21 protein-coding genes and 1 tRNA gene are annotated in these 21,627 nt (G+C 60.7%); 16 read left to right on the top strand and 6 right to left on the bottom strand.

The genetic code is table 11. From position 1 onward, the window contains the following. Positions 1 to 3 precede the first annotated feature (3 nt). A tRNA-Thr gene (locus ACM3N8_RS21600) sits at positions 4 to 79 on the top strand. Positions 80 to 128: 49 nt separating this feature from the next. On the opposite strand, the gene ACM3N8_RS21595 is transcribed toward ACM3N8_RS21600, so the two are convergent. Beyond that, positions 129 to 332, bottom strand: a complete 204-nt coding sequence (locus ACM3N8_RS21595) for a hypothetical protein (RefSeq protein ID WP_290019692.1) — start codon at positions 330 to 332, stop codon at positions 129 to 131. A gap of 142 nt (positions 333 to 474) precedes the next feature. On the opposite strand from ACM3N8_RS21595, the gene ACM3N8_RS21590 reads away from it, so the two are divergent. The 12 genes from ACM3N8_RS21590 (at position 475) to ACM3N8_RS21535 (ending at position 13,788) form a co-directional block, all read left to right on the top strand. Further along, complete coding sequence (locus ACM3N8_RS21590; protein WP_290019693.1) at positions 475 to 1,740, top strand: cytosine deaminase; 1,266 nt, start codon at positions 475 to 477, stop codon at positions 1,738 to 1,740. A gap of 95 nt (positions 1,741 to 1,835) precedes the next feature. Further along, positions 1,836 to 2,213 carry a fluoride efflux transporter CrcB gene (crcB, locus tag ACM3N8_RS21585; RefSeq protein WP_290019694.1) on the top strand — a complete coding sequence of 126 codons (378 nt, stop codon included), beginning with the start codon at positions 1,836 to 1,838 and terminating at the stop codon, positions 2,211 to 2,213. A 65-nt stretch (positions 2,214 to 2,278) separates the two neighbouring features. Next, entirely contained in the window at positions 2,279 to 3,031 is a 753-nt protein-coding gene (ubiE, locus tag ACM3N8_RS21580; RefSeq protein ID WP_042867354.1) for a bifunctional demethylmenaquinone methyltransferase/2-methoxy-6-polyprenyl-1,4-benzoquinol methylase UbiE, read from the top strand. An 8-nt stretch (positions 3,032 to 3,039) separates the two neighbouring features. Then, a complete protein-coding gene (locus ACM3N8_RS21575; protein ID WP_043135884.1) occupies positions 3,040 to 3,648 on the top strand; it encodes an SCP2 domain-containing protein in 609 nt (202 codons plus the stop codon). After that, positions 3,648 to 5,291 carry a ubiquinone biosynthesis regulatory protein kinase UbiB gene (ubiB, locus tag ACM3N8_RS21570; protein WP_098981275.1) on the top strand — a complete coding sequence of 548 codons (1,644 nt, stop codon included), beginning with the start codon at positions 3,648 to 3,650 and terminating at the stop codon, positions 5,289 to 5,291. The genes ACM3N8_RS21575 and ubiB overlap by 1 nt, the downstream gene beginning before the upstream one ends. A 115-nt stretch (positions 5,292 to 5,406) precedes the next feature. Continuing rightward, the gene (tatA, locus tag ACM3N8_RS21565) at positions 5,407 to 5,655 is read left to right on the top strand and encodes a Sec-independent protein translocase subunit TatA (protein WP_043135785.1); all 249 of its coding nucleotides are present in this window, start codon (positions 5,407 to 5,409) and stop codon (positions 5,653 to 5,655) included. A 3-nt stretch (positions 5,656 to 5,658) separates the two neighbouring features. Beyond that, complete coding sequence (tatB, locus tag ACM3N8_RS21560) at positions 5,659 to 6,105, top strand: Sec-independent protein translocase protein TatB (protein WP_241280894.1); 447 nt, start codon at positions 5,659 to 5,661, stop codon at positions 6,103 to 6,105. Beyond that, positions 6,102 to 6,851 (top strand): twin-arginine translocase subunit TatC, encoded by a 750-nt coding sequence (gene tatC / locus ACM3N8_RS21555; RefSeq protein ID WP_042867359.1) that lies wholly within the window; start codon positions 6,102 to 6,104, stop codon positions 6,849 to 6,851. The genes tatB and tatC overlap by 4 nt, the downstream gene beginning before the upstream one ends. A gap of 111 nt (positions 6,852 to 6,962) precedes the next feature. After that, on the top strand, positions 6,963 to 7,748 hold the full coding sequence (locus ACM3N8_RS21550; protein WP_290019696.1) for a TatD family hydrolase: 786 nt from the start codon (positions 6,963 to 6,965) through the stop codon (positions 7,746 to 7,748). A 3-nt stretch (positions 7,749 to 7,751) separates the two neighbouring features. After that, on the top strand, positions 7,752 to 8,771 hold the full coding sequence (hemB, locus tag ACM3N8_RS21545; protein ID WP_043557294.1) for a porphobilinogen synthase: 1,020 nt from the start codon (positions 7,752 to 7,754) through the stop codon (positions 8,769 to 8,771). 222 nt (positions 8,772 to 8,993) lie between these two features. Next, on the top strand, positions 8,994 to 11,036 hold the full coding sequence (gene prlC / locus ACM3N8_RS21540; RefSeq protein ID WP_416016577.1) for an oligopeptidase A: 2,043 nt from the start codon (positions 8,994 to 8,996) through the stop codon (positions 11,034 to 11,036). A gap of 205 nt (positions 11,037 to 11,241) precedes the next feature. Then, on the top strand, positions 11,242 to 13,788 hold the full coding sequence (locus ACM3N8_RS21535; protein WP_416016576.1) for a putative bifunctional diguanylate cyclase/phosphodiesterase: 2,547 nt from the start codon (positions 11,242 to 11,244) through the stop codon (positions 13,786 to 13,788). A 7-nt stretch (positions 13,789 to 13,795) separates the two neighbouring features. On the opposite strand, the gene ACM3N8_RS21530 is transcribed toward ACM3N8_RS21535, so the two are convergent. Then, positions 13,796 to 14,536 carry a substrate-binding periplasmic protein gene (locus ACM3N8_RS21530; protein WP_290019699.1) on the bottom strand — a complete coding sequence of 247 codons (741 nt, stop codon included), beginning with the start codon at positions 14,534 to 14,536 and terminating at the stop codon, positions 13,796 to 13,798. Positions 14,537 to 14,612: 76 nt separating this feature from the next. Here ACM3N8_RS21530 and ACM3N8_RS21525 point away from each other — a divergent pair, with 76 nt between their 5' ends. Then, positions 14,613 to 15,362: a class I SAM-dependent methyltransferase gene (locus ACM3N8_RS21525; protein WP_043557290.1), complete on the top strand. Its 750-nt coding sequence runs from the start codon at positions 14,613 to 14,615 to the stop codon at positions 15,360 to 15,362. Positions 15,363 to 15,435: 73 nt separating this feature from the next. On the opposite strand, the gene ACM3N8_RS21520 is transcribed toward ACM3N8_RS21525, so the two are convergent. The 4 genes from ACM3N8_RS21520 to rhlB all read right to left on the bottom strand — a co-directional run bounded on the left by ACM3N8_RS21520 (position 15,436) and on the right by rhlB (position 19,686). Then, positions 15,436 to 15,690 (bottom strand): Rho-binding antiterminator, encoded by a 255-nt coding sequence (locus tag ACM3N8_RS21520; RefSeq protein ID WP_290019700.1) that lies wholly within the window; start codon positions 15,688 to 15,690, stop codon positions 15,436 to 15,438. Between the two features lie 16 nt (positions 15,691 to 15,706). Next, positions 15,707 to 16,684, bottom strand: coding sequence for a DUF4382 domain-containing protein (locus ACM3N8_RS21515; protein WP_290066487.1), 978 nt, complete (start codon positions 16,682 to 16,684; stop codon positions 15,707 to 15,709). Between the two features lie 208 nt (positions 16,685 to 16,892). Beyond that, positions 16,893 to 18,383, bottom strand: coding sequence for a guanosine-5'-triphosphate,3'-diphosphate diphosphatase (gppA, locus tag ACM3N8_RS21510; protein WP_043135795.1), 1,491 nt, complete (start codon positions 18,381 to 18,383; stop codon positions 16,893 to 16,895). Positions 18,384 to 18,396: 13 nt separating this feature from the next. Next, a complete protein-coding gene (rhlB, locus tag ACM3N8_RS21505) occupies positions 18,397 to 19,686 on the bottom strand; it encodes an ATP-dependent RNA helicase RhlB (protein ID WP_042867371.1) in 1,290 nt (429 codons plus the stop codon). 113 nt (positions 19,687 to 19,799) lie between these two features. On the opposite strand from rhlB, the gene trxA reads away from it, so the two are divergent. Together trxA and rho are read left to right on the top strand one after the other, a co-directional pair. Continuing rightward, positions 19,800 to 20,126 (top strand): thioredoxin TrxA, encoded by a 327-nt coding sequence (gene trxA, locus ACM3N8_RS21500; protein ID WP_005307306.1) that lies wholly within the window; start codon positions 19,800 to 19,802, stop codon positions 20,124 to 20,126. 206 nt (positions 20,127 to 20,332) lie between these two features. Beyond that, on the top strand, positions 20,333 to 21,598 hold the full coding sequence (gene rho / locus ACM3N8_RS21495; protein ID WP_042036072.1) for a transcription termination factor Rho: 1,266 nt from the start codon (positions 20,333 to 20,335) through the stop codon (positions 21,596 to 21,598). The last annotated feature ends 29 nt before the right edge of the window (positions 21,599 to 21,627 follow it).

The following is a 21,627-nucleotide window of genomic DNA, read 5'->3' as shown; positions in this document are numbered from 1 at the left end:
TGTGCTGATATGGCTCAGTTGGTAGAGCGCATCCTTGGTAAGGATGAGGTCCCCAGTTCGACTCTGGGTATCAGCACCAGTAAATATTAAAGCCTCCCAATCGGGAGGCTTTTTTGTATTCGTCTTTCTTAGTTTACCGAAATCTGTCTGGCATCGAGATAGAAGCGGGCCTGCCCCGAGGCTTCTATCTGGATAGCTGCGACCAGTCGTTCGTTGAGCTTGTATTCCCACTGCTTGTCGATCGAGGTCAACGGCGGCTTGTTGATACCCAGCGTCTGCAGATATTCGTGAAACAGACCAGCGCTGCCGATCTCGGTCAATCCTGCTTTCATCCCAATTAACTCCCTTTATTGTTGCTGTTTATCAATAGTAGCAGTCTCATATGTATTCAATATGAACGCTTTTCTATTAAATTGATCCAAGCTAAGTTGTGGATTGGAAAAGGTAGTTGGTGTCAGAAAAAGGAAGAAAAACATGCTGATAAAGAATGTGCGTCTGGCTGGCAGAGAAGGATTGTGGCAGATCCTGTGCCAGGATGGCCTGATCCGGACCATAGCCCCCATGAGCCAGCCTCTCCTGTCTACCCGGGAGCTGGATGGGGAGGAGGGTCTGGCCATGGCCCCCTTTATCGAGCCTCATATTCACCTCGATACTACCCAGACAGCCGGGGAGCCGAGCTGGAACCTGTCCGGTACCCTGTTCGAGGGGATCGAGCGCTGGGCCGAGCGCAAGGCGCTGCTGACCCATGAAGATGTGAAACAGCGCGCCATCCAGACGCTGAAGTGGCAGATCGCCAACGGCATACAGTTTGTCCGCACCCATGTCGATGTCTCCGATCCGAATCTGGTTGCCCTGAAAGCCATGCTGGAGGTGAAGGAGGAGATGAAGGAGTGGGTCGAGCTGCAGATCGTCGCCTTCCCGCAGGAGGGGATCCTCTCCTACCCCAACGGCAAGGCGTTGCTGGAAGAGGCGCTCAGGCTGGGAGCCGACGTGATCGGCGCCATACCCCATTTCGAGTTTACCCGGGAATACGGGGTCGAAAGTCTGCATTACATCTTCGATCTTGCCGAGAAGTATCAGGTTCTGGTCGATGTGCACTGCGACGAGATCGATGACGAGCAGTCCCGCTTTATCGAGACACTGGCGACCCTAGCCTACGAGCGCGGCATGGGCCATAGGGTGACCGCCAGCCACACCACCGCCATGCACTCTTACAACGGAGCCTATGCTTCCCGCTTGTTCCGGCTGCTCAAGATGGCGGACCTCAACTTCGTGGCCAATCCGCTGGTGAACATCCACCTGCAGGGACGGTTCGATACCTATCCCAAGCGTCGTGGCATTACCCGGGTGAAGGAGATGCTGGAGGCCAACATCAATGTCTGCTTCGGCCACGATGATGTGTTCGATCCCTGGTATCCCATGGGCACCGCCAACATGCTGCAGGTGCTGCACATGGGGCTGCATGTGTGTCAGATCATGGGTTATGAGCAGATCAATGACGGTTTGAAGCTCATCAGCAGCCACAGCGCCCGCACCCTGAACGTGCAGGATCGCTATGGCATCGAGGTGGGCAAGCCGGCCAATCTGCTGATCCTGCCCGCCGAGAATGGCTTTGATGCGGTGCGCCGTCAGGTGCCGGTGCGCTATTCAATCCGTCACGGCAAGGTAATTGCCCAGACCCGCCCGGCACAAACTGAAATCGTGCTGGGTCAGCCCGAGCCGATCGACTTCCGCCGCTGAGTTTTCAATCAGGCTGGATGACGATTAGTTCCGCCTCTGGGCACAAGGGCCGCCATTGCGACATAATGGCGGCCTGACCCTGAGGGAGTGACACCATGCAAACCTGGTTCTATGTTGCTGCAGGGGGCGCCATCGGCGCCTGCCTTCGTTTTGGGATTGCTGAACTGATGGCCTTGCTGCTGGGGCGCCATTTTCCTTACGGGACTCTGGTGGTCAATGTGGTGGGCTCTTTCATCATGGGTATCGCCTTTGCGCTCATCAGTCAGGGTCATGTGGTGGAACACCCGATGAAACCGCTGCTGATGGTGGGGATCCTTGGGGCTCTAACCACCTTCTCCTCCTTCGCGCTGGATACTGTGGTGCTGGCCCAGCAGGGCGCCTACCTGAAGGCGGTGCTCAATATAGGCCTCAACCTTTTCCTCTGTCTGGCCATGGTGTTGCTGGGCATGCAGTTGGTTGCCAGCCGGGTTTAAGGTGTCCGCACGCCATTGGCTCTGGTAAACTGGCGACCATTCTTTGCTCTATGGGTGTTTAAGGGATGTCAGAACAGACTACGACAACGCATTTTGGCTTTAAAACCGTGGCCGCGACCGAGAAGGAAACCCTGGTCGCCGGCGTCTTTCATTCGGTGGCAGCCAAGTATGATCTGATGAACGATCTGATGTCGTTCGGCATCCACCGCCTGTGGAAGCGCTTCACCATCGATTGCTCCGGTGTGCGCAAGGGCCAGAAGGTGCTGGATCTGGCCGGTGGCACCGGTGATCTGACCGCCAAGTTCTCCCGTATCGTCGGCGAAACCGGTCAGGTGGTACTGGCGGATATCAATGACTCCATGCTCAAGGTGGGCCGCGACAAGCTGCGCAACCTGGGAGTGGCGAACAACGTCTCCTACGTACAGGCCAACGCCGAGGCGTTGCCCTTCCCGGACAACCACTTCGATGTCATTACCATCGGCTTTGGCCTGCGCAACGTCACCGACAAGGACAAGGCGCTGGCCTCCATGTTCCGGGTGCTGAAGCCGGGCGGCCGTCTGCTGGTGCTGGAGTTCTCCAAGCCCGCCAGCGAGGTGATCGCCAAGCTGTACGATCTCTACTCCTTCAAACTGCTGCCGAAAATGGGTGAAATCGTCGCGAACGACGGTGAAAGCTACAAATATCTGGCGGAATCCATCCGCATGCACCCGGATCAGCAGACCCTGAAGGGAATGATGGAGAATGTCGGTTTTGAGCAGGTCGAGTTCTACAACCTGACCCAGGGTGTGGTTGCCCTGCACCGTGGTTACAAGTTTTAAGGTCGCCTATGCCGATGGATGCCATGGTCACCGCCGTGATCGAAACCAGCCTCAACCAGTTGCTGACGCTCGACAAGCAGAGTCAGGAACGGTTGCGCAAGCTGACGGGCAAGGTGCTCAAGCTGGAGCTGCGTGAGCTCAAGCCGCTCTGGTTTGTCTTCTCCGATCGCCGGCTGGATGTGCTGGCCCGCCACGAAGGCGAGGCCGATGCCGTGCTCAGTCTGTCGCTGACGGCGCTGGGCCTGCTGAAAGACCCTTCCGCCCTGACTCGCTACATCCGTGAGGAGAAGCTGGATCTGAGCGGCGATCCCCAGCTGGTGCAGGCGTTCAGCGTCTTGCTGGGCGAGCTGGACATCGACTGGGAAGAGGAGCTGTCGCGCTATACCGGCGACGTGCTGGCCCACACCCTGTTCAGTGGTGCCCGTCAGGCGCGCCGCGTGCTGGGGCGCGAGCTGTGCCGCTCCCGCAGCCAGCTGGCGGAATACCTGACCGAAGAGATCCGCCTCGCGCCCGGTCCGCTGGAAGTGGCGAGCTTCAACGACGATGTCGAGCTGCTGGCACAACGGATGAAAGCGGTCGAGCTGCGGCTGGCCCGCTTCGAACAGCAGGTAGCCTGATGACCCCGAAGGAGTTCAAGCGCCTCTATCGCATCATCAGCATCCTGCTGGAGCAGGGCATAGATGAACTCGTGCCTGCCCGCTATCAGCCCTGGCCGGGTCGTCTGGCCCGCCGCAGCCTGTTCTGGCTCAAGAACAAGCAGCAGGGGCTGAGTCGCGGCGCCCGCATTCGCCTCGCCTTCGAGGCGCTCGGTCCCATCTTCATCAAGTTCGGCCAGATGCTGTCGACCCGGCGCGATCTGCTGCCGCCGGATATCGCCGAAGAGCTGGCCCTGTTGCAGGACAGGGTGCCACCTTTCTGCGGTCAGGCGGCGCGCCTCAAGATCGAAGAGAGCCTGGGCTGCGCCATCGAGACTCTATTTGACGACTTCGACGAGACGCCGCTGGCGTCGGCCTCCATCGCCCAGGTACACACGGGTCGATTGAAGGAAAATGGCCGCGAGATCGTCATCAAGGTGATCCGCCCAGACATAGAGCCGGTCATAGAGGCCGATCTGCGCCTGATGCAGACCCTGGCCCGCCTGGTGGCCCGCTTCGTGCCCCAGAGCGCGCGCTTGCGCCCCATCGAGGTGGTGGAAGAGTATCGCAAGACCATACTCGACGAGCTGAACCTGATGCGCGAAGCCGCCAACGCCATCCAGTTGCGCCGCAACTTCACCGGCTCAGATGCCCTCTACGTGCCCGAGGTGTTCACCGAACACTGCCGTGAGCATGTGCTGGTGATGGAGCGCATCTACGGCATACCGGTTTCCGACATTCCGGCGCTGGAAGCCAACGGCACCAACATGAAGCTGCTGGCCGAGCGCGGGGTGGAGGTCTTCTTCACCCAGGTGTTCCGCGACAGCTTCTTCCACGCCGACATGCATCCCGGCAACATCTTCGTCTCCTATGAACATCCCGACAATCCGCTCTGGATCGGCATCGACTGCGGCATAGTCGGTACCCTCAACCGGGAAGACAAACGCTACCTGGCCGAGAACTTCCTCGCCTTCTTCAACCGCGACTATCGCCGGGTGGCCGAGCTGCACGTGGAGTCCGGCTGGGTACCGCCAGACACCAAGGTGGACGAGTTCGAATTCGCCATCCGCACCGTGCTGGAACCCATCTTCGAGAAGCCGCTGTCCGAGATCTCGTTCGGCCACGTGCTGCTCAATCTGTTCAACACCGCCCGTCGCTTCAACATGGCGGTGCAGCCGCAATTGGTGCTGTTGCAGAAGACATTGCTCTATGTGGAGGGGTTGGGTCGTCAGCTCTATCCCCAGCTGGACCTGTGGCAGACCGCCAAGCCCTATCTGGAAAACTGGATGCACGAGCAGGTCGGGCCGAAAGCCGTGTGGAATGCCATCAAGGAGAAGGCGCCATTCTGGGCGGAGAAACTGCCTGAATTGCCTGAGCTGGTCTATGAGACCCTGCGCCAGACCCGCCACCAGCAGCGCCACTTCGATCAGATGTTTGCCGATTTTCGCCGTCACAGCCGTCGACAGGGACAGGCTCGCTACCTCTTAGGGGTTGGAGCCAGCCTGCTATTGGCGGGTGTATTCTTGCTGACCCAAAAACAATACATTGAGTGGGGACAAATCAGCCTGGCCGGCACCGGTTTATGCTGGCTGTTGGGCTGGTTCAAGGCCCGCTCTCGCCAATAACGCACTCGTGCAGTTTGGCGTCAGTTTTGAAGAAATTACGGGCTGGTATCAGCATCGTGATCGTTAATAACACACTCGCATACCTTAGCGTCAATGTTGGACTTGGAGACATATCATGGGTGGTATCAGTATTTGGCAGTTGTTGATCATCGCAGTCATAGTCGTGCTGCTGTTCGGTACCAAGAAGCTGCGCGGGATCGGCGGCGATCTGGGTGCGGCCGTCAAGGGTTTCAAGAAGGCGTTGTCTGATGAGCCGACCGATGGCAAACCCGAGCAGAAAGATGCCGAGTTTCCTCCCAAGCAGCTGAACGAAGCGGCCAATAGTGCCGAGACCGCCAAGCAGAAAGATAAAGATCAGGCCTAAGCCATGTTCGATATCGGTTTCTGGGAGCTGGTTGTCATCGGTGTCGTCGCCCTGGTGGTGCTCGGTCCCGAACGGCTGCCCGTGGCGATCCGTACCGCCAGCCACTGGATCAGGCTGATCCGCAGCACTGCCAACTCGGTCAAGTCCGAGCTGGAGCAGGAGCTCAAGTTGCAGGATCTGCACAACGACCTGAAGAAGGCCGAACAGTTGCAGATGAACAACCTGAGCCCCGAGTTGCAGGAGTCTATCGAGCAGCTGAAAGCGGCCGCACAATCGGTGACCCGCCCTTACGAACAGCAAAACACCATCCGCCCCGCCCCGGCCGTTGCCGAGGTGCAGGAAGATACATCCGAGCAACCAGCCGTGACGGCGGCTCATGACGAGGAAACCGCCATGATCCCTGTCCAGGGTGCAGAGCTGCGTGTCGAGCAAGGGGAGGTGAAGCCATGAGTCAGGCCGAACAACCCCTGATCACCCATCTGGTCGAGCTGAGAACCCGCTTGCTGCGGTCCATCTCGGCCGTCCTGCTGGTGTTCATCGCGCTGATCTATTTTTCCAACAACATCTACGACTTCGTGGCCCAGCCGCTGCTCAGTCAGTTGCCGGCAGGCACCAGCATGATAGCGACGGATGTGGCGACCCCCTTCCTGACGCCGATCAAGCTGACCCTGGTGGTCTCCTTCTTCGTGGCGATCCCCTATCTGCTGTATCAGGCCTGGGCCTTCATCGCCCCCGGTCTGTACAAGCATGAGCGGCGTCTCATCATGCCGTTGGTCGTCTCCACTGCCGTGTTGTTCTACAGCGGCATGGCGTTTGCCTACTATGTGGTGTTCCCGCTGGTGTTCGGTTTCTTCACCAGTACCGCGCCCGCCGGGGTGACGGTGGCGACCGACATCGCCAGCTATCTGGACTTCGTGCTCACCCTGTTCTTCGCGTTCGGGGTGGCGTTCGAGATCCCGGTGGCCACCATACTGCTGTGTTGGACCGGGGTGACCACCCCCAAGAGCCTGAGGGAGAAACGCCCTTACGTCATCGTCGGGGTGTTCGTGGTCGGCATGTTGCTGACTCCGCCCGATGTCTTCTCCCAGACCCTGCTCGCCATCCCCATGTGGGCCTTGTGGGAGATAGGTCTGTTCTTCGCCCGTTTCTACGTGAAGGAAGAGGAGCAACAGGAACAAACGGAAGAGGGGAGCTGAGGCTCCCTTCCTCTTTTCATACCCTCGTTCGAGGCGTATGGTGATGCCCCATTGAGTAGATGGTTTTCAAATACCTGATATGTATTCCTTTTGTTCGGAACGTCTCATCCCATGATCGACATTGGTCTCAACCTCACCAGCAGCCAGTTTGCCGGTGAACAGCCAGCACTGGTGGCCCGCGCCCGCGCCGCCGGGGTCGAGGCGCTGATCCTGACCGGTACCAATCTGGTCGGCAGCCGCGAAAGCGCTGACTTGGCTGCGCTGTGGCCGGGTTACTGCTTCTCCACCGCGGGTGTGCATCCCCACGATGCCAAGAGCGTCGATGAGCAGACCCTGCCCGCATTGCGTGCGCTGGCGGCCTTGCCGCAGGTGGTGGCCATCGGCGAGTGCGGTCTCGACTACAACCGGGACTTCTCTCCCCGTCCGGTACAGGATGCGGTATTCGACGCCCAGCTGGCCCTGGCGGCCGAGCTCGGGATGCCGGTGTTTCTGCACTGCCGAGATGCCCACGCCAGGTTCATCGAGATCCTGCGTCCCTGGCTGCCCAAGCTGCCGGGGGCCGTGCTGCACTGCTTCACCGGCTCCGACGAGGAGCTGGACGAGTGTCTGGCGCTCGGGCTGCATATAGGGGTGACCGGCTGGCTCTGTGACGAGCGCCGCGGTCAGCTGCTGCGCGAGCAGGTGGCCCGCATTCCGGCCGGTCGGCTGATGATAGAAACCGATGCCCCCTATCTGGTGCCGCGGGATCTGAAACCCAGACCCAAGCGTAACGAACCCGCTTTTTTGCCGCACATCGCCCAGGTGGTGGCGGCTTGCCGTGGTGAAGCGCCCGAGGCCTTGCTGGCCCACACCCGGGCCACCTCCGCCGCGTTCTTCCAACTTCCTCTTTTGGAGTGATTCATGGCTACAACACTTCCTGGCGCCTTTCCGGGTCGCCGCCTGCGCCGGGTGCGCAAACATGATTTCAGCCGCCGTCTGGTGCGCGAGAACGTACTGACCGCCAACGATCTCATCTATCCCGTGTTCGTGCTGGAGGGGGAGAACCGCCGTGAGGCCGTCACCTCCATGCCGGGGGTGGATCGTCTCTCCATCGATCTGTTGCTGGCGGAAGCCGAAGAGCTGGTCGCCCTCGGCGTGCCCGCCATCGCCCTGTTCCCTGTGACTCCGCTGCAGAGCAAGAGCCTGCTGGCGGAAGAGGCTTACAGCCCTGACGGTCTGGCCCAGCGGGCGACCCGCGCCCTCAAGGCCCGCTTCCCCGAGCTGGGTGTCATCACGGACGTGGCGCTCGACCCGTTTACCACCCACGGTCAGGACGGCATCATAGATGACGAAGGCTATGTGCTGAACGACATCACCACGGAAATACTGGTGAAGCAGGCGCTCTCCCACGCTGCTGCCGGGGTCGATATAGTGGCGCCGTCCGACATGATGGACGGTCGCATCGGCGCCATCCGTGCCGCGCTGGAAGAGAACGGCTTCATCAACACCCAGATCATGGCCTACTCCGCCAAGTACGCCTCCTGCTACTACGGCCCGTTCCGCGATGCGGTCGGCTCTGCCGGCAACCTCGGCAAGAGCAACAAGGCCACCTACCAGATGGATCCGGCCAACAGCAACGAAGCCTTGCACGAGGTGGCACTGGATATCCAGGAAGGGGCCGACAGCGTCATGGTCAAGCCGGGCATGCCCTATCTGGACGTGATCCGCCAGGTGAAGGATCAGTTCGGCGTGCCGACCTTTGCCTATCAGGTGAGCGGCGAGTACGCCATGCACATGGCGGCGATCCAGAACGGCTGGCTGAAGGAGAAGGAGAGCATCATGGAGTCCCTGCTCTGCTTCAAGCGGGCCGGTGCCGACGGCATCCTCACCTACTTCGCCAAGCGGGTGGCGCAGTGGCTGCAGGAAGACGCCAGACGCTGATGCCCGCCTTGCGCTTTCGCTTACAATGCCGACCCCCGGGTCGGCATTGTCGTCTCTGGCCGCCTTGTCGCTGATTTAATGAGCAAGTTTTCGCGAAAAGTGGGTAACTGGCCCGCCTCTCGGCGGCAAAGGCTTGATTAATGAGGTTTCTGCCTACATCTTAGATGGTCCAAGCAGGCTTCTGGACGGCAGGGGCTGTAGAGAATTTAGAGGTACCGCAGGATGAACAACCCTTTGCTGACAATGGACTCGCTGCCCCCTTTCAGCCAGATCCAGCCCGACCAGGTGCAAGCTGCCGTGACGCAGGCCATCGCCGATTGCAAACAGAAGATCAGCGATGTGCTGGCCCAGCGTGACCCCCATACCTGGGATAGCCTTATCGCGCCGCTGGAAGAGGTGAATGACCGCCTGGCGCGAGTCTGGTCACCGGTCAGCCATCTCAACTCCGTGCTCAACAGCGAAGCGCTGCGCGCGGCCCACGATGCCTGCCTGCCGCTGTTGTCCGAGTTCCAGACCTATGTCGGTCAGCATGAGGGCCTCTATCAGGCCTATCGCGAGCTGGCCGAGAGCGACGACTTCCCGCTGCTGAGCGGTGCCCAGCGCAAGGAGATCCAGAATACCCTGCGCGATTTTCGCCTGTCCGGTATCGGTCTGCCCGCCGAGGCGCAGCAGCGCTACGGTGAAATCCAGGCCCGTCTCTCCGAGCTGGCCTCCCGCTTCAGCAACAACGTGCTGGATGCGACCCAGGGCTGGACCAGACTGGTGACCGACGAGGCCGACCTGACCGGCCTGCCACAGAGTGCGCAGGCCGCCGCCCGCCAGCTGGCGGAGCAGAAGGGTCAGCAGGGCTGGCTGTTCACTCTGGATATTCCCTCCTACCTGCCGGTGATGATGTATGCCGACAACCGCGAGCTGCGCGCCGAACTCTATGAGGCCTTCACCACCCGCGCCTCGGATCAGGGCCCGAACGCCGGCAAGTGGGACAACTCCGCCATCATGACCGAGCTGCTCTCCCTGCGCCGCGAACTGGCCCGGCTGCTGGGTTTTAGCAACTACGCCGAGTTGTCGCTCGCCACCAAGATGGCGGACAAGACGGAGCAGGTAGTGGGCTTCCTCTCGGATCTCGCGGCCAAATCCCTGCCACAGGGCAAGGCCGAGCTGGAGGAGATCCGCACCTTCGCCGCCGAGCAGCATGGCCAGAGCGAACTGGCGGCCTGGGATCTGCCCTATTACGCCGAGAAGCTCAAGCAGCACAAGTTCTCCATCTCCGACGAGCAACTGCGCCCCTACTTCCCCGCCAACAAGGTGGTGAAGGGCCTGTTCGAGGTGGTGAGACGGGTGTTTGGCATCAAGGTGCGCGAGCGCCTCGGCATCGACACCTGGCACCCCGACGTGCGCTTCTACGACATCTTCGATGCCGAGGACGAGCTGCGCGGCAGTTTCTACCTCGACCTCTATGCCCGCGAGCACAAGCAGGGCGGGGCCTGGATGGATGTCTGCCTGGGTCGTCGCTACCGTCAGGATGGCTCGCTGCAAAAGCCGGTGGCCTATCTGACCTGCAACTTCAACGGCCCTGTGGATGGCAAACCGGCTCTGTTCACCCACAACGAGGTGGTGACCCTGTTCCACGAGTTCGGCCACGGCATTCACCATATGCTGACCCGAATCGACGTGGCTGGTGTCGCCGGTATCAACGGCGTGGCCTGGGATGCGGTGGAGCTGCCGAGCCAGTTCCTGGAGAACTGGTGCTGGGAGTCCGAGGCGTTGGCCTTCATCTCCGGTCATCATGAAACCGGCGAGCCGCTGCCCGCGGATCTGCTGGAGAAGATGCTGACCGCCCGCAACTTCCAGGCGGCCATGCAGATGCTGCGTCAGCTGGAGTTCGCCCTGTTCGACTTCCGTCTGCACCAGGAGTTTGACCCGGCCAAGCCGGATCAGATCCCGGCCCTGCTGAGTGAAGTGCGCAGCCAGGTGGCCGTGATGACGCCGCCGGCGTTCAACCGCTTCCAGCACAGTTTCTCCCACATCTTCGCGGGCGGCTATGCGGCGGGCTACTACAGCTACAAGTGGGCCGAGGTGCTCTCCGCCGACGCCTTCTCCCGCTTCGAGGAGGAGGGGATCTTCAACCCGGCCACCGGCCAATCCTTCCTGAAGAATATTCTGGAGAAGGGTGGCTCCAAGGAGCCGATGGAGCTGTTCCGTGCCTTCCGTGGCCGCGAGCCCAAAGTGGACGCGCTGCTACGCCATAGCGGGATTGCCGCCTGAGGCCCGGCGCCCTTTGCCGCCGTGAGCTTCAAGCAGGTACACTTTTGCGGCATAGTGGGATCCTTGCGTGATTTTTGAGATAAAAAGGGACCTTTTGGTCCCTTTTCTCAAGGCTTTTTAATATCTTGCGGAGTGCATGTTTGCACTGTCCCCGCCTCTTCAGTAGAGTCGGGTTCTACCTTCCAAGGAGAGAAAGAACCTTGCCATGAGGCGAGCACTCGAGTCTGTCTATCAAATCATCTCAAGTCTGTCTCATTCGAGTGGTCAGGGATATTTCGATACCTTTGTGAGTGAAATCGCAGCAGCGGTCAGGGCCGACTTCGTCCTGATTTCAGGTAGGGATCAAGCGGGGCTGTTTTTCAAGGTGCACGCCGCCCATCCCGCATCTCTCGACACCACCAACTTCAGCTTTCCGGTCAGCGCCACCCCGGGGGAAGTCACCCTGCAAGAGGGGGAGGCCTGGTTCAGCGATCGGGTCCAGCAGCTGTTTCCCCATGCCGCCGTGCTACAGGCCTGGCATATTCAGGCCTATGCCGGTGTGGCCCTCAAGAATGCCCAGGGCGAGACCATAGGCATCTGCAGCGTGCTGTTCAAACAGCCGCTCGCCAACATGGACAAGGTGATGGGCTTGCTGCGGCTGCTGGCACCGCTGGCGGGCCGCGAGCTGGCGCTGATGTGCCAGCAGTTGCCGGTGCAGAGCCAGCCCGAGTATCACCACTTCCTGCACACCATGATGTCCCACGCCCCAGTGGGGATCGGCAAGCTGGATCTGGATGGCAGGATCCTCTGGACCAACCCGGCCATCGAGAAGATGCTGGGTTACAGCCAGAATGAGCTGCTGCACCGTACCGCCGCCGAGATCAACCATCCGGAAGACTGGCTGCGCAGTGCCTCCTGTTACGCTGAGCTCAAGCGCGGTGAGCGTACCGCCTTCACCCAGGAGAAGCGCTACCTGCATCGGGATGGTCAGGTGTTGTGGGGCCGGGTCACGGTTACTCTGGTGCGGGATGATCAGCTGCAGCCCGACTACCTGATGGTGGTGCTGGAGAATATCGACCCCCTCAAGCGCCATGCCGAGCAGCTCAAGCTCTCCCACCGGGTCTATGACAACCTCTCCGAAGCCATTCTGGTGTGCGATGCGGACAGCCGCATCATCTCGGTCAACCCGGCGTTCGAGCAGATCACTGGCTACAGCGAGACCGAGGTGTGCGGTCAGCGCCCCAGTATGCTCAAGTCCGGGCTGCACGATCAGGCCTTCTACGCCGACATGTATCACGCGCTGGAGCGGGTGGGGGTGTGGCGTGGCGAGGTGTGGAACAAGCGCAAGAACGGCAAGCTCTACCCCCAGCAGCTGATGATCAGCACCCTGCGGGAAGGGGGCAGGATCAGCCAGTACATCGCCATCTTCAGCGATCTCTCCCAGACCAAGCTGGCGGAGCAGAAGATCGCCGCCCAGGCCAACTACGACAACCTCACAGGCCTGCCCAACCGCTGGCTGTTCGGTCGCTGTCTGAGCCGCTTCTGCGAGCGGGGCGAGCGCTTCGCGCTCATGGTGCTGGATCTCAACAACTTCAAGGCGGTCAACAACAGCATGGATCACCACGCCGGTGACGCTCTGCTGCGGGAGGTGTCGGATCGGCTGGTGAGCCGGGTGCGCACCGAGGATCTGGTGGCCCGCATCGGCGGCGACGAGTTCGCCTTCCTGGTGCCCGGCATAGTCAACCGCCGCCAGGCCGAGGTGTTCGCCAAGCAGGTGATAGGCGGCTTCGCCCGTCCCTTCATGCTGGCCAATCAGCACCTCTATGTGACGGCCACCATAGGCATCACCCTCTGCCCAGGGGATGGCGTCGAGAGCGACGAGCTGCTGCGCAACGCCGAACAGGCGCTGTTTGCCGCCAAGCGACAGGGGCGCCTGCTCGGTACCTACTGCGCCTCCATGCGCGAAGAGGTGCGCCAGCGTCATCAGATGCAGCAGGATCTGGCGGAGGCCATCAAGCTGGAGCAGCTGACCATGGCCTATCAGCCCATCTGGGACAACCGCAGCGGCCGGGTCGCCAAGCTGGAGGCGCTGGTGCGCTGGTATCACCCGCATTGGGGTCAGGTCTCGCCGGCGGACTTCATTCCGCTGGCGGAGGAGGCGGGGCTCATCCAGGGGCTGGGGGCGCTGGTGCTGTGGCAGTCCTGCCGGGATCTGGCGCGGTTGCAGCAATCCGGCTTCCCGGATCTGCAGATGTCCATCAACCGCTCCACCCTGGAGTTCCAGACCATAGATCCGGAGGCGAGCGAGTGGCTCAAGGTGATCCACCACTTCGGGCTCGACCCCTGTGACATCGTCATCGAGATCACCGAATCCCTGCTGATGGAGACCAGCGATCAGCACAGGGTGCGGATCGATGCCCTGCGCGAGGCGGGCTGCAAGCTGGCCATCGACGACTTCGGCACCGGCTATTCGGCCCTCAACTACCTGCGCAACTTCCCGGTGGATCTGGTCAAGATTGACCGTGCCTTCGTGCGCCACATCCCGTTCAACGAACAGGACAGGCTGCTGCTCGACGGCATCATCAACATAGTGCACAACCTCGGCATGCAGGTGGTGATCGAGGGGGTGGAGACGCGCGAGCAGCTCAACTTCCTCTGCCAGAAGGGGTGTGCCTTCACCCAGGGCTTCCTGCTCAGCCGCCCGCTGGCCTATGACGACCTGATCGAATACCTGCAACTCAACGACAAGAGCATGTTCCTGCAGATCAGCTAGCGGGTGATCACTCCGCCGGTTTCAGCTTGTCCTGCCTGCTTTTCAGCGTCCGATAGTCTTCGCCGAGATAACGCAGGTAGATGCGATCCAGTACCCCTTCCTCCAGCATCTGCTGCAGTGCCTTGCTGTATGCGGGCAGCAGCGCGGCCCTTTGCTCGCCAAAGCAGAGGTAGAGCGGGGTCGAGTCGATGAAGGGGGAGAGCGCGCGGATCGGCACGTCCTGCTCCTTCGACAGAATGGGGGCTGAGAAGTAATCCAGGATGATCATGTCGACCCGGCTCTTTTCGAGCAGCAACAGCAGCTGTTTGTCCGAGTGCGCCTTGATCGGCACCCAGCCGTCATAGCGCTTGATCTTGTCCGTGTAGTCATAGCCCCTCACCATGCCGACCTTCATCCCCCTGGCCATCTCCCATGAGAAGTTGTGCAGGGGGCTGTCGGTGCGCACATAGGCGGCCAGGGGATAAAAAGCGGTCGCGAGATCGGGGTGATGACAACCGGGCAGCGGGGCATTGTCGAGAATGCCGTCGGCGAGCCGGGTGCTGACATACTGCTCGCAGCGCCCCCATGGCAGCTCGATCAGGCTGAGCTTCATCCCCAGACGCCGGGCGACCTCCTGATGGATCTCGATGGAAATCCCCTCGGTCAGGCGCCCCTGCTCCGCATAGGAAAAGGGGGGCCAGTCCACCCCGCATACCTTCAGGTCTGTGCCGCTCTGGGCGGCGAGTAGCAAGGCGATGAGCAGGTGCATGGGGTTTCCTCCCTACAGCGATGGAAAGGGGCTGTGGTACACTCCCTTCACTGAACTTAGAACGCCTCCAAAGACCATGCAAATCCTCCTCGAAGACCCCGCCAAGGCCGCGCTGGCGCAAGCGCTGGCCAGCCAGCTTGACCAGACCGACTACCCCCAGTTCGCCCTGGTGTTTACGCCCGAGCGGCTGGAGCTGCGCAAGCTGGACGAGCCCAAACTGGGGGCCGTCTACGTGGACTTCGTGGAAGGAGCTGTGGCCCATCGCCGCAAGTTTGGCGGCGGACGGGGTCAGTCCATCGCCAAGGCGGTCGGGCTCAAGGCCGGGGCGACCCCGACCGTGGTGGATGCCACCGCAGGGCTGGGGCGCGACGCCTTCGTGCTGGCCTCCCTCGGCTGCAAGGTGACCCTGATAGAGCGCAGCCCCGTGGTGGCGGCCCTGCTGCAGGATGGGCTGATGCGGGCGGCGCAGGATCCCGAGATAGGCCCCTGGGTCAGCGAGCGGATGCGGCTGCTGCAGGGGCCGGCGGTGGACAACCTGCTGGCGTTGACCGAGCGGCCCGAGGTGGTCTATCTCGACCCCATGTTCCCCCACAAGCAGAAGTCGGCGCTGGTGAAGAAGGAGATGCGGGTGTTCCAGTCGCTGGTGGGGCCGGATCTCGATGCGGATGCCCTGTTGCCGGCGGCCCTCAAGATGGCGGACAAGCGGGTGGTGGTGAAGCGGCCCGACTACGCGGGCTGGCTCAATGAGCACAAACCCAGCATGGCCATCGAAACCAAGAGCAACCGCTTCGATGTCTACGTGATGGCGGCGCTGGCAGCGAGTTGACTGCCGGCCTGAGTCGCGGGATGAAAAAAGGAGGGCTAACAAGGTGTTGGCCCTCCTTTTTTAGGTTTGGCGTTCAGGTGGCGGAGGTGAAGCGGATCAGCTTCTCTTCCCCCTGCCAGACCAGGCTCAGGCTAGCCAGCTCGGCCAGGCTGAGCCGCTCGCCACTCTCCAGCAGCAGATACTCGACGCCCTCGCTGGCTGTTATGGTGCGGATCTTGTCCACCCATTGCCGTCCCGCCCTGGTGGTGAGCGTGACGGATAACTGCCAGCTGGCGGCGATCTCCAGCCAGTCGTAGAGGTCACAGCTGATGGGCTGGTAATCTGCCATGCTGTCTTGCCTCTCGCTACTGGAAGTTGATGCTGGTGGCGGGGGCCACTACCGCCTGACCCTTCAGCACCTGCTCCAGTTGCAGCGGATCGCCTGCCAGCTCGGGATCATCCTCGTTGCCATTGCAGACCAGGGCCAGATCGTAATTGCCGAGGTCAACAAAGCCCAGCTCGTAGCCAAAGCCACCCGCGGTCAAGGGCTGCACGGGGGCGCTGGCGTAGAAGCCGTTGTCGCTGTCGGCCATGTCGGGGTAGTTGTCATCGTTTCTCGGCTGATAGAGATAGACGAAGGCCTTGTCGGTCAGCTGACCGCCGCAGGCACCGCTCGCCACAGTGCCCTTGACGGTGGCGACCTGGGTATTGTTCACCAGCCGCACCCCTCTGGGCTTGAGCTTGTAATACTGCTCGTGGCCCGGCAGCACCATGGCGTGGCGCAGGTCGAACTCTGTGGTGAAGGCGCTGAGACCGTTGGCGGCTATGGTGAAGGCGTCCAGCTTGAGCTCGCTGCTGGGCACCTCCAGCGGCTTGATCACCCCATCATCCTGTTTGACGTAGGAGTAGGGGGTGCCACCCAGAAACTGGTTGCTGACCTCCCGTCCATCCAGCACTCGCAGCCGCATCTGGCTGTAGTCACCGGGTACCACGCTCTGGCTGGCCAGCAGGGGACGGCTGGCGGAGCCCTGGTATTGCAGCAGATCTATGTAGGTGAATAGGGGATGTCCCGCGCTGTCGAGGGGAATTGTCTCCCCCGTCGGCGTGCAACCGTCGTCCTGGGCCGAGGTCAGGAAGCTGGCGGTTGTCCAGCCCAGCTCGGTGCCTGTCACTGGGTGAATACTGATGCTGGAGACGGCGATGCAGACCTTGCTGACCGCATCCACGGGGGCATCGGAGAAGGCCAGCGACAGCTGGGCATTCTGCTGGCTGTTGTTGTCACCGCCGCCGCCACCGCAGGCAGTCAGCAGGGCGGTCAGGCCTATCAGAGTCAAAGGTTTCATGGCGTCCATTCCTGTTTGAGAGACGATCCTACTCTAGCCGAGATGGAGAAACTGGGTGGAATGCAAGACGATCAGGAGGGGCGTGATCGGGCTGAAAAGCCAATGAAATCAAAGATAAGTCTTGAATGAAGCCATGTGTGGCTGCGAAAGGGATTGTCGGAACAGGTGAGGCGGGGTGAAAAGGGGAGCTGATTGGGCGTGGGCCCAATCAGGCTTCCAGCAAGCGGGTGGGCCAGCCCAGCTTCTGCTGGCGTTCCACTTCGAGTCGCAATTCGCTGGCGCGCAGGTAGTGCTCATCCAGCCAGCCCTTGGGCAGGGTCAGGGTCAGCGCCTCTTCATCGGCCTGCAGGGTGAAGCTGGGGACTGTGCCCTGGGTACGGCGCATGCAGAGGATCAGCGAGATGCGCAGAATGCGGGCCAGCCGGATCGCCTGCCGACCGGTGACTGCGCCCTGCTTCTCCAGGGTTTCCAGCTTTAATTCGTCCCGCTGGTTGAACAGCAGGGCCGACAACAGCTTCTTTTGCGCAGGGGTGAAGCCAGGCATGTCGATGTTGTCGATGATGTAGGCGGCGTGTTGCGGCGCCTTCTTGTACTCGATGCACAGGCCAATCTCGTGCAGCAGAGCCGCATAACGCAGGATGGGGCGACCGTAACGTTTCGAGAGGCGCCAGCTCGGCTGCAGCTGGGTGAAGGCCTCGATGGCGGTGTCGCGCACCCGCTCGGCGTGTTCCTTGTCCAGCTGATAACGGCTGATCAGGCTGTCGGCGGTGCGATCCCGGGCATCACAGTCGTGATTGTTGCCGAGCAGACCGTAGATCAGCCCTTCCCGCAAGGCGCCGCCCGCCAGGGTCATGCTCTCGATGCCGAGAGTCTCGAAGATGGCGATTAGGATGGCGAGGCCGGAGGGGAACACGGTCAGCCGCTCGGCCGCCAGCCCTTCCAGCTGCAGCCGGTCCAGCCTGCCACAGGCGATGGCCTGACCCATCAGCTCCTGCAGTTTCGGCAGTGTGACCCGCTCGCTCTTCCCTTGCGCCAGCATGATCTCCTGCAGCGCCTGCACCGTGCCGGAAGCGCCGACACAGGTGCGCCAGCCCAGGGTGCGGTAATCTTCCGCCACCTTCTCCAGCACTGCCTTGGCGGCCGCGATGGCCTGCCCGAAGCGGGCTTCACTCAGCTCGCCATCACCGAAGTGGTTGTTGAGCCAGGTGACGCAGCCCATGTGCAGGCTGTTGAGCAGTTTCGCTTCGCTGTGCTCGCCGATCACCAGCTCTGTGCTGGCGCCGCCTATGTCGATCACCAGCCGGTTGCCTTCCCCGGCAGAGGTCCAGGAGACCCCCTCGTAGATGGTCTTGGCCTCTTCCTCGCCAGAGATGATCTCTATGCTGTGGTTGAGCACCCGTTCCGCTTCGCTGAGGAACTCGTCGACGTTGGTGGCAAGGCGCAAGGTGGCTGTGCCCACCACCCGGATGTTGTCGGCCGGAATGTCCTGCAACTGCTCGGAGAACAGGCGCAGACAGTCCCAGCCCCGCTCCATGGCGGCACGGCTGAGACGAAATTCCGGATCGAGCCCGGCGGCGAGGCGAACCTTGCGCTTGACCTTGGTGACGGTGCGCAGCGCACCGGCGACCTCGCGCACCACCAGCATATGAAAGCTGTTGGAGCCGAGGTCGATGGCGGCATAGAGCGGCGAGTTGTACAACTGGGCCTGTCCTTCAGCTCTTGCGCGGCGGACGACGACGGTTGTTGCTGTTGCCACCGCCCTGGCGATCCCGCATGTTGCGGTTCACCGGCTGACGGTTGCGAACGACCCGTTTCGGTGCGGTCACGTCATCCAGCAGCGCCTCGCGGTCATACTTGCTGACCGGGATCGGGTGGTGGATGTACTCCTCGATGGCCGGCAGGTTGAAGGCATAGTCTTCACAGGCCAGGCTGATGGAGTGACCGCTCTTGCCGGCACGACCGGTACGACCGATACGGTGTACATAGTCCTCGGCGTCGTCGGGCAGGTCGTAGTTGAAGACGTGGGTCACGTCCGGGATGTGCAGACCACGGGCGGCCACGTCGGTGGCGACCAGGATGTCCAGCGTTCCCTTGGTGAAGTCTTCCAGGATCTTCATCCGCTTCTTCTGCGGCACGTCACCGGTCAGCAGACCGACGCGGTGGCCGTCATTCTCCAGCCACGCATGCACGTCTTCACAGACATGCTTGGTGTTGGCGAAGACGATGGCCTTTTCCGGCCACTCTTCTTCCATCAGGGAGAGCAACAGCAGCATCTTGTCTTCGTTGGAGGGGTAGAACAGCTCCTCCTTGATGCGCACGCCCGTCATCTGCTCAGGCTCCACCTGCACGTGTTCCGGGTGGTTCATGTGCTCGTAGGCCAGCTCCTGCACCCGCAGGGAGAGGGTGGCGGAGAACAGCATGCTCAGCCGCTCGGTCGGCGCCGGCATGCGGCGGAACAGGAAGCGGATGTCCTTGATGAAGCCCAGATCGAACATGCGATCCGCTTCATCCAGCACCACGACCTGAATGTTGCTCAGATCGATGACCTTGGATTTGAAGTAGTCGATGATGCGGCCCGTGGTGCCGATCAGGATGTCGACGCCCTGCTCCAGCACGGCCAGCTGCTTGTCGTAACCTTCGCCGCCGTAGGCGAGGCCAAGCTTGAGGCCGGTAGAGGCGGCTATGCTGTCGGCATCGTTGTAGATCTGTACTGCCAGTTCCCGGGTGGGCGCCATTATGATGGCTCTGGGTTGGTTAACCAGACGGGGATTGGTCAGCGGGTGGGTCAGCAAATAGTTGAATGTCGCGGCCAGGAAGGCAATGGTCTTGCCGGTTCCTGTCTGGGCCTGACCTGCGAGGTCATGGCCTTCTACCAGCAGTGGCAGAGACAGTGCCTGGATGGGCGTGCAATAGTGAAATCCCTTTGATTCCAGACCAGCCAGAACTTCGGGTTCGAGGCCCATTTGGGCGAATTTTTCGGTCGTTAAGTGTGTTTTGCTCATGGCGGTAGGTTATCAGGTTAGGCTTGCAATAATAAACAGGATCATTTCAAATAGGGCAACTATTGCCTTTGTTGATACGTCAATAAAGCCTTAATTACTGACTGGAGTTGGAGATGAGTGACAAGATTGTTCAGCTGAGCGATGCCAGCTTCGAGGCAGATGTAATCAAAGCCGATGGCGCCGTTCTGGTCGACTTCTGGGCCGAATGGTGTGGTCCGTGCAAGATGATTGCCCCGATCCTGAACGAAGTCGCCCAAGAGTATGCCGGTCGTGTGACAGTGGCGAAATTGAACATCGACCATAACGCCGACACTCCGCCCAAGTATGGCATTCGCGGTATTCCGACCCTCTTGCTGTTCAAGAATGGCGAAGTGGCAGCGACCAAGGTCGGTGCCCTGTCCAAGACTCAGCTGAAAGAGTTTCTGGACGGTAACCTGTAATAATCAAAAAGGAGCGCATTGCAATAATGCGCTCCTTGTGTTTTATCACCTAGACGCTCATCCCGATTGGTGCTAGTTTATCGTTCGTTTGCTAACCTTTTTGCCTGACTCTTTGCTTAACAACAGCCCGGCAAATCAAATCCGATCAGCATCAATCCAGCAGACTGTCTCCTCATTTCAATCCTTGCTTACAGACTTTCACCACTATGAATCTGACTGAATTAAAGAACACTCCTGTGTCCGAGCTGGTCAAGCTTGGCGAATCCATGGGGTTAGAAAATCTGGCTCGGGCGCACAAGAAAGATATTATTTTCGCGATCCTCAAGGCGCATGCCAAGGGTGGTGAGGATATCTTTGGCGACGGTGTGCTGGAAATCCTGACCGATGGTTTTGGCTTCCTGCGCAGTGCAGACGGCTCCTATCTGGCAGGCCCGGACGATATCTATGTCTCCCCGAGCCAGATCCGCCGCTTCAACTTGCGTACCGGCGATACCATCTCCGGCAAGATCCGGCCACCGAAAGAGGGCGAACGTTATTTCGCGCTGCTCAAGGTCAACGAGGTCAACTACGACCGTCCGGAAAACGCCCGCAACAAGATCCTGTTCGAAAACCTGACCCCCCTGCATGCCAACGAGCGTCTGCGCATGGAACGGGGCAATGGTTCGACCGAAGATATCACGGCCCGTGTGCTGGACCTGGCTTCCCCCATAGGTAAAGGCCAGCGCGGCCTGATCGTGGCACCGCCCAAGGCCGGTAAGACAATGCTGCTGCAGAATATCGCCCAGAGCATCGCCTACAACCACCCGGACTGTGAACTGATCGTCCTGCTGATCGACGAGCGTCCGGAAGAAGTGACCGAGATGCAGCGCATGGTGAAGGGTGAAGTCATTGCTTCCACCTTCGACGAGCCGGCATCCCGTCACGTCCAGGTCGCCGAGATGGTGATCGAGAAGGCCAAGCGCCTGGTCGAGCACAAGAAGGATGTGGTCATCCTGCTGGACTCCATCACCCGTCTGGCCCGTGCCTACAACACCGTCATCCCCTCATCCGGCAAGGTACTGACCGGTGGTGTGGACGCCAACGCCCTGCACAGACCCAAGCGTTTCTTCGGCGCCGCGCGTAATGTTGAGGAAGGCGGCAGCCTGACCATCATAGCGACCGCGCTGGTTGATACCGGTTCCAAGATGGACGAGGTTATCTACGAAGAGTTCAAGGGTACCGGCAACATGGAACTGCACCTCTCGCGCAAGATTGCCGAGAAGCGCGTCTACCCGGCCATCGACATCACCCGCTCCGGCACCCGGAAGGAAGAGTTGCTGACTACCGGTGACGAGCTGCAGAAGATGTGGATCCTGCGCAAGATCATTCACCCCATGGGGGAGATCGACAGCATAGAGTTCCTGATCGACAAGTTGGCTGCCACCAAGACCAACGACGAATTCTTTGACTCCATGCGGCGTCAACAGAAGTAATCCGGTCGGAGAATGACGAAACCGCGGCT

Source organism: Aeromonas sp. A04 (assembly GCF_047780465.1).
Lineage (GTDB): Bacteria > Pseudomonadota > Gammaproteobacteria > Enterobacterales > Aeromonadaceae > Aeromonas > Aeromonas bestiarum.
The sequence above is the reverse complement of the archived record's forward strand: the minus strand, read 5'-3'. Positions and strand labels throughout refer to the sequence as shown.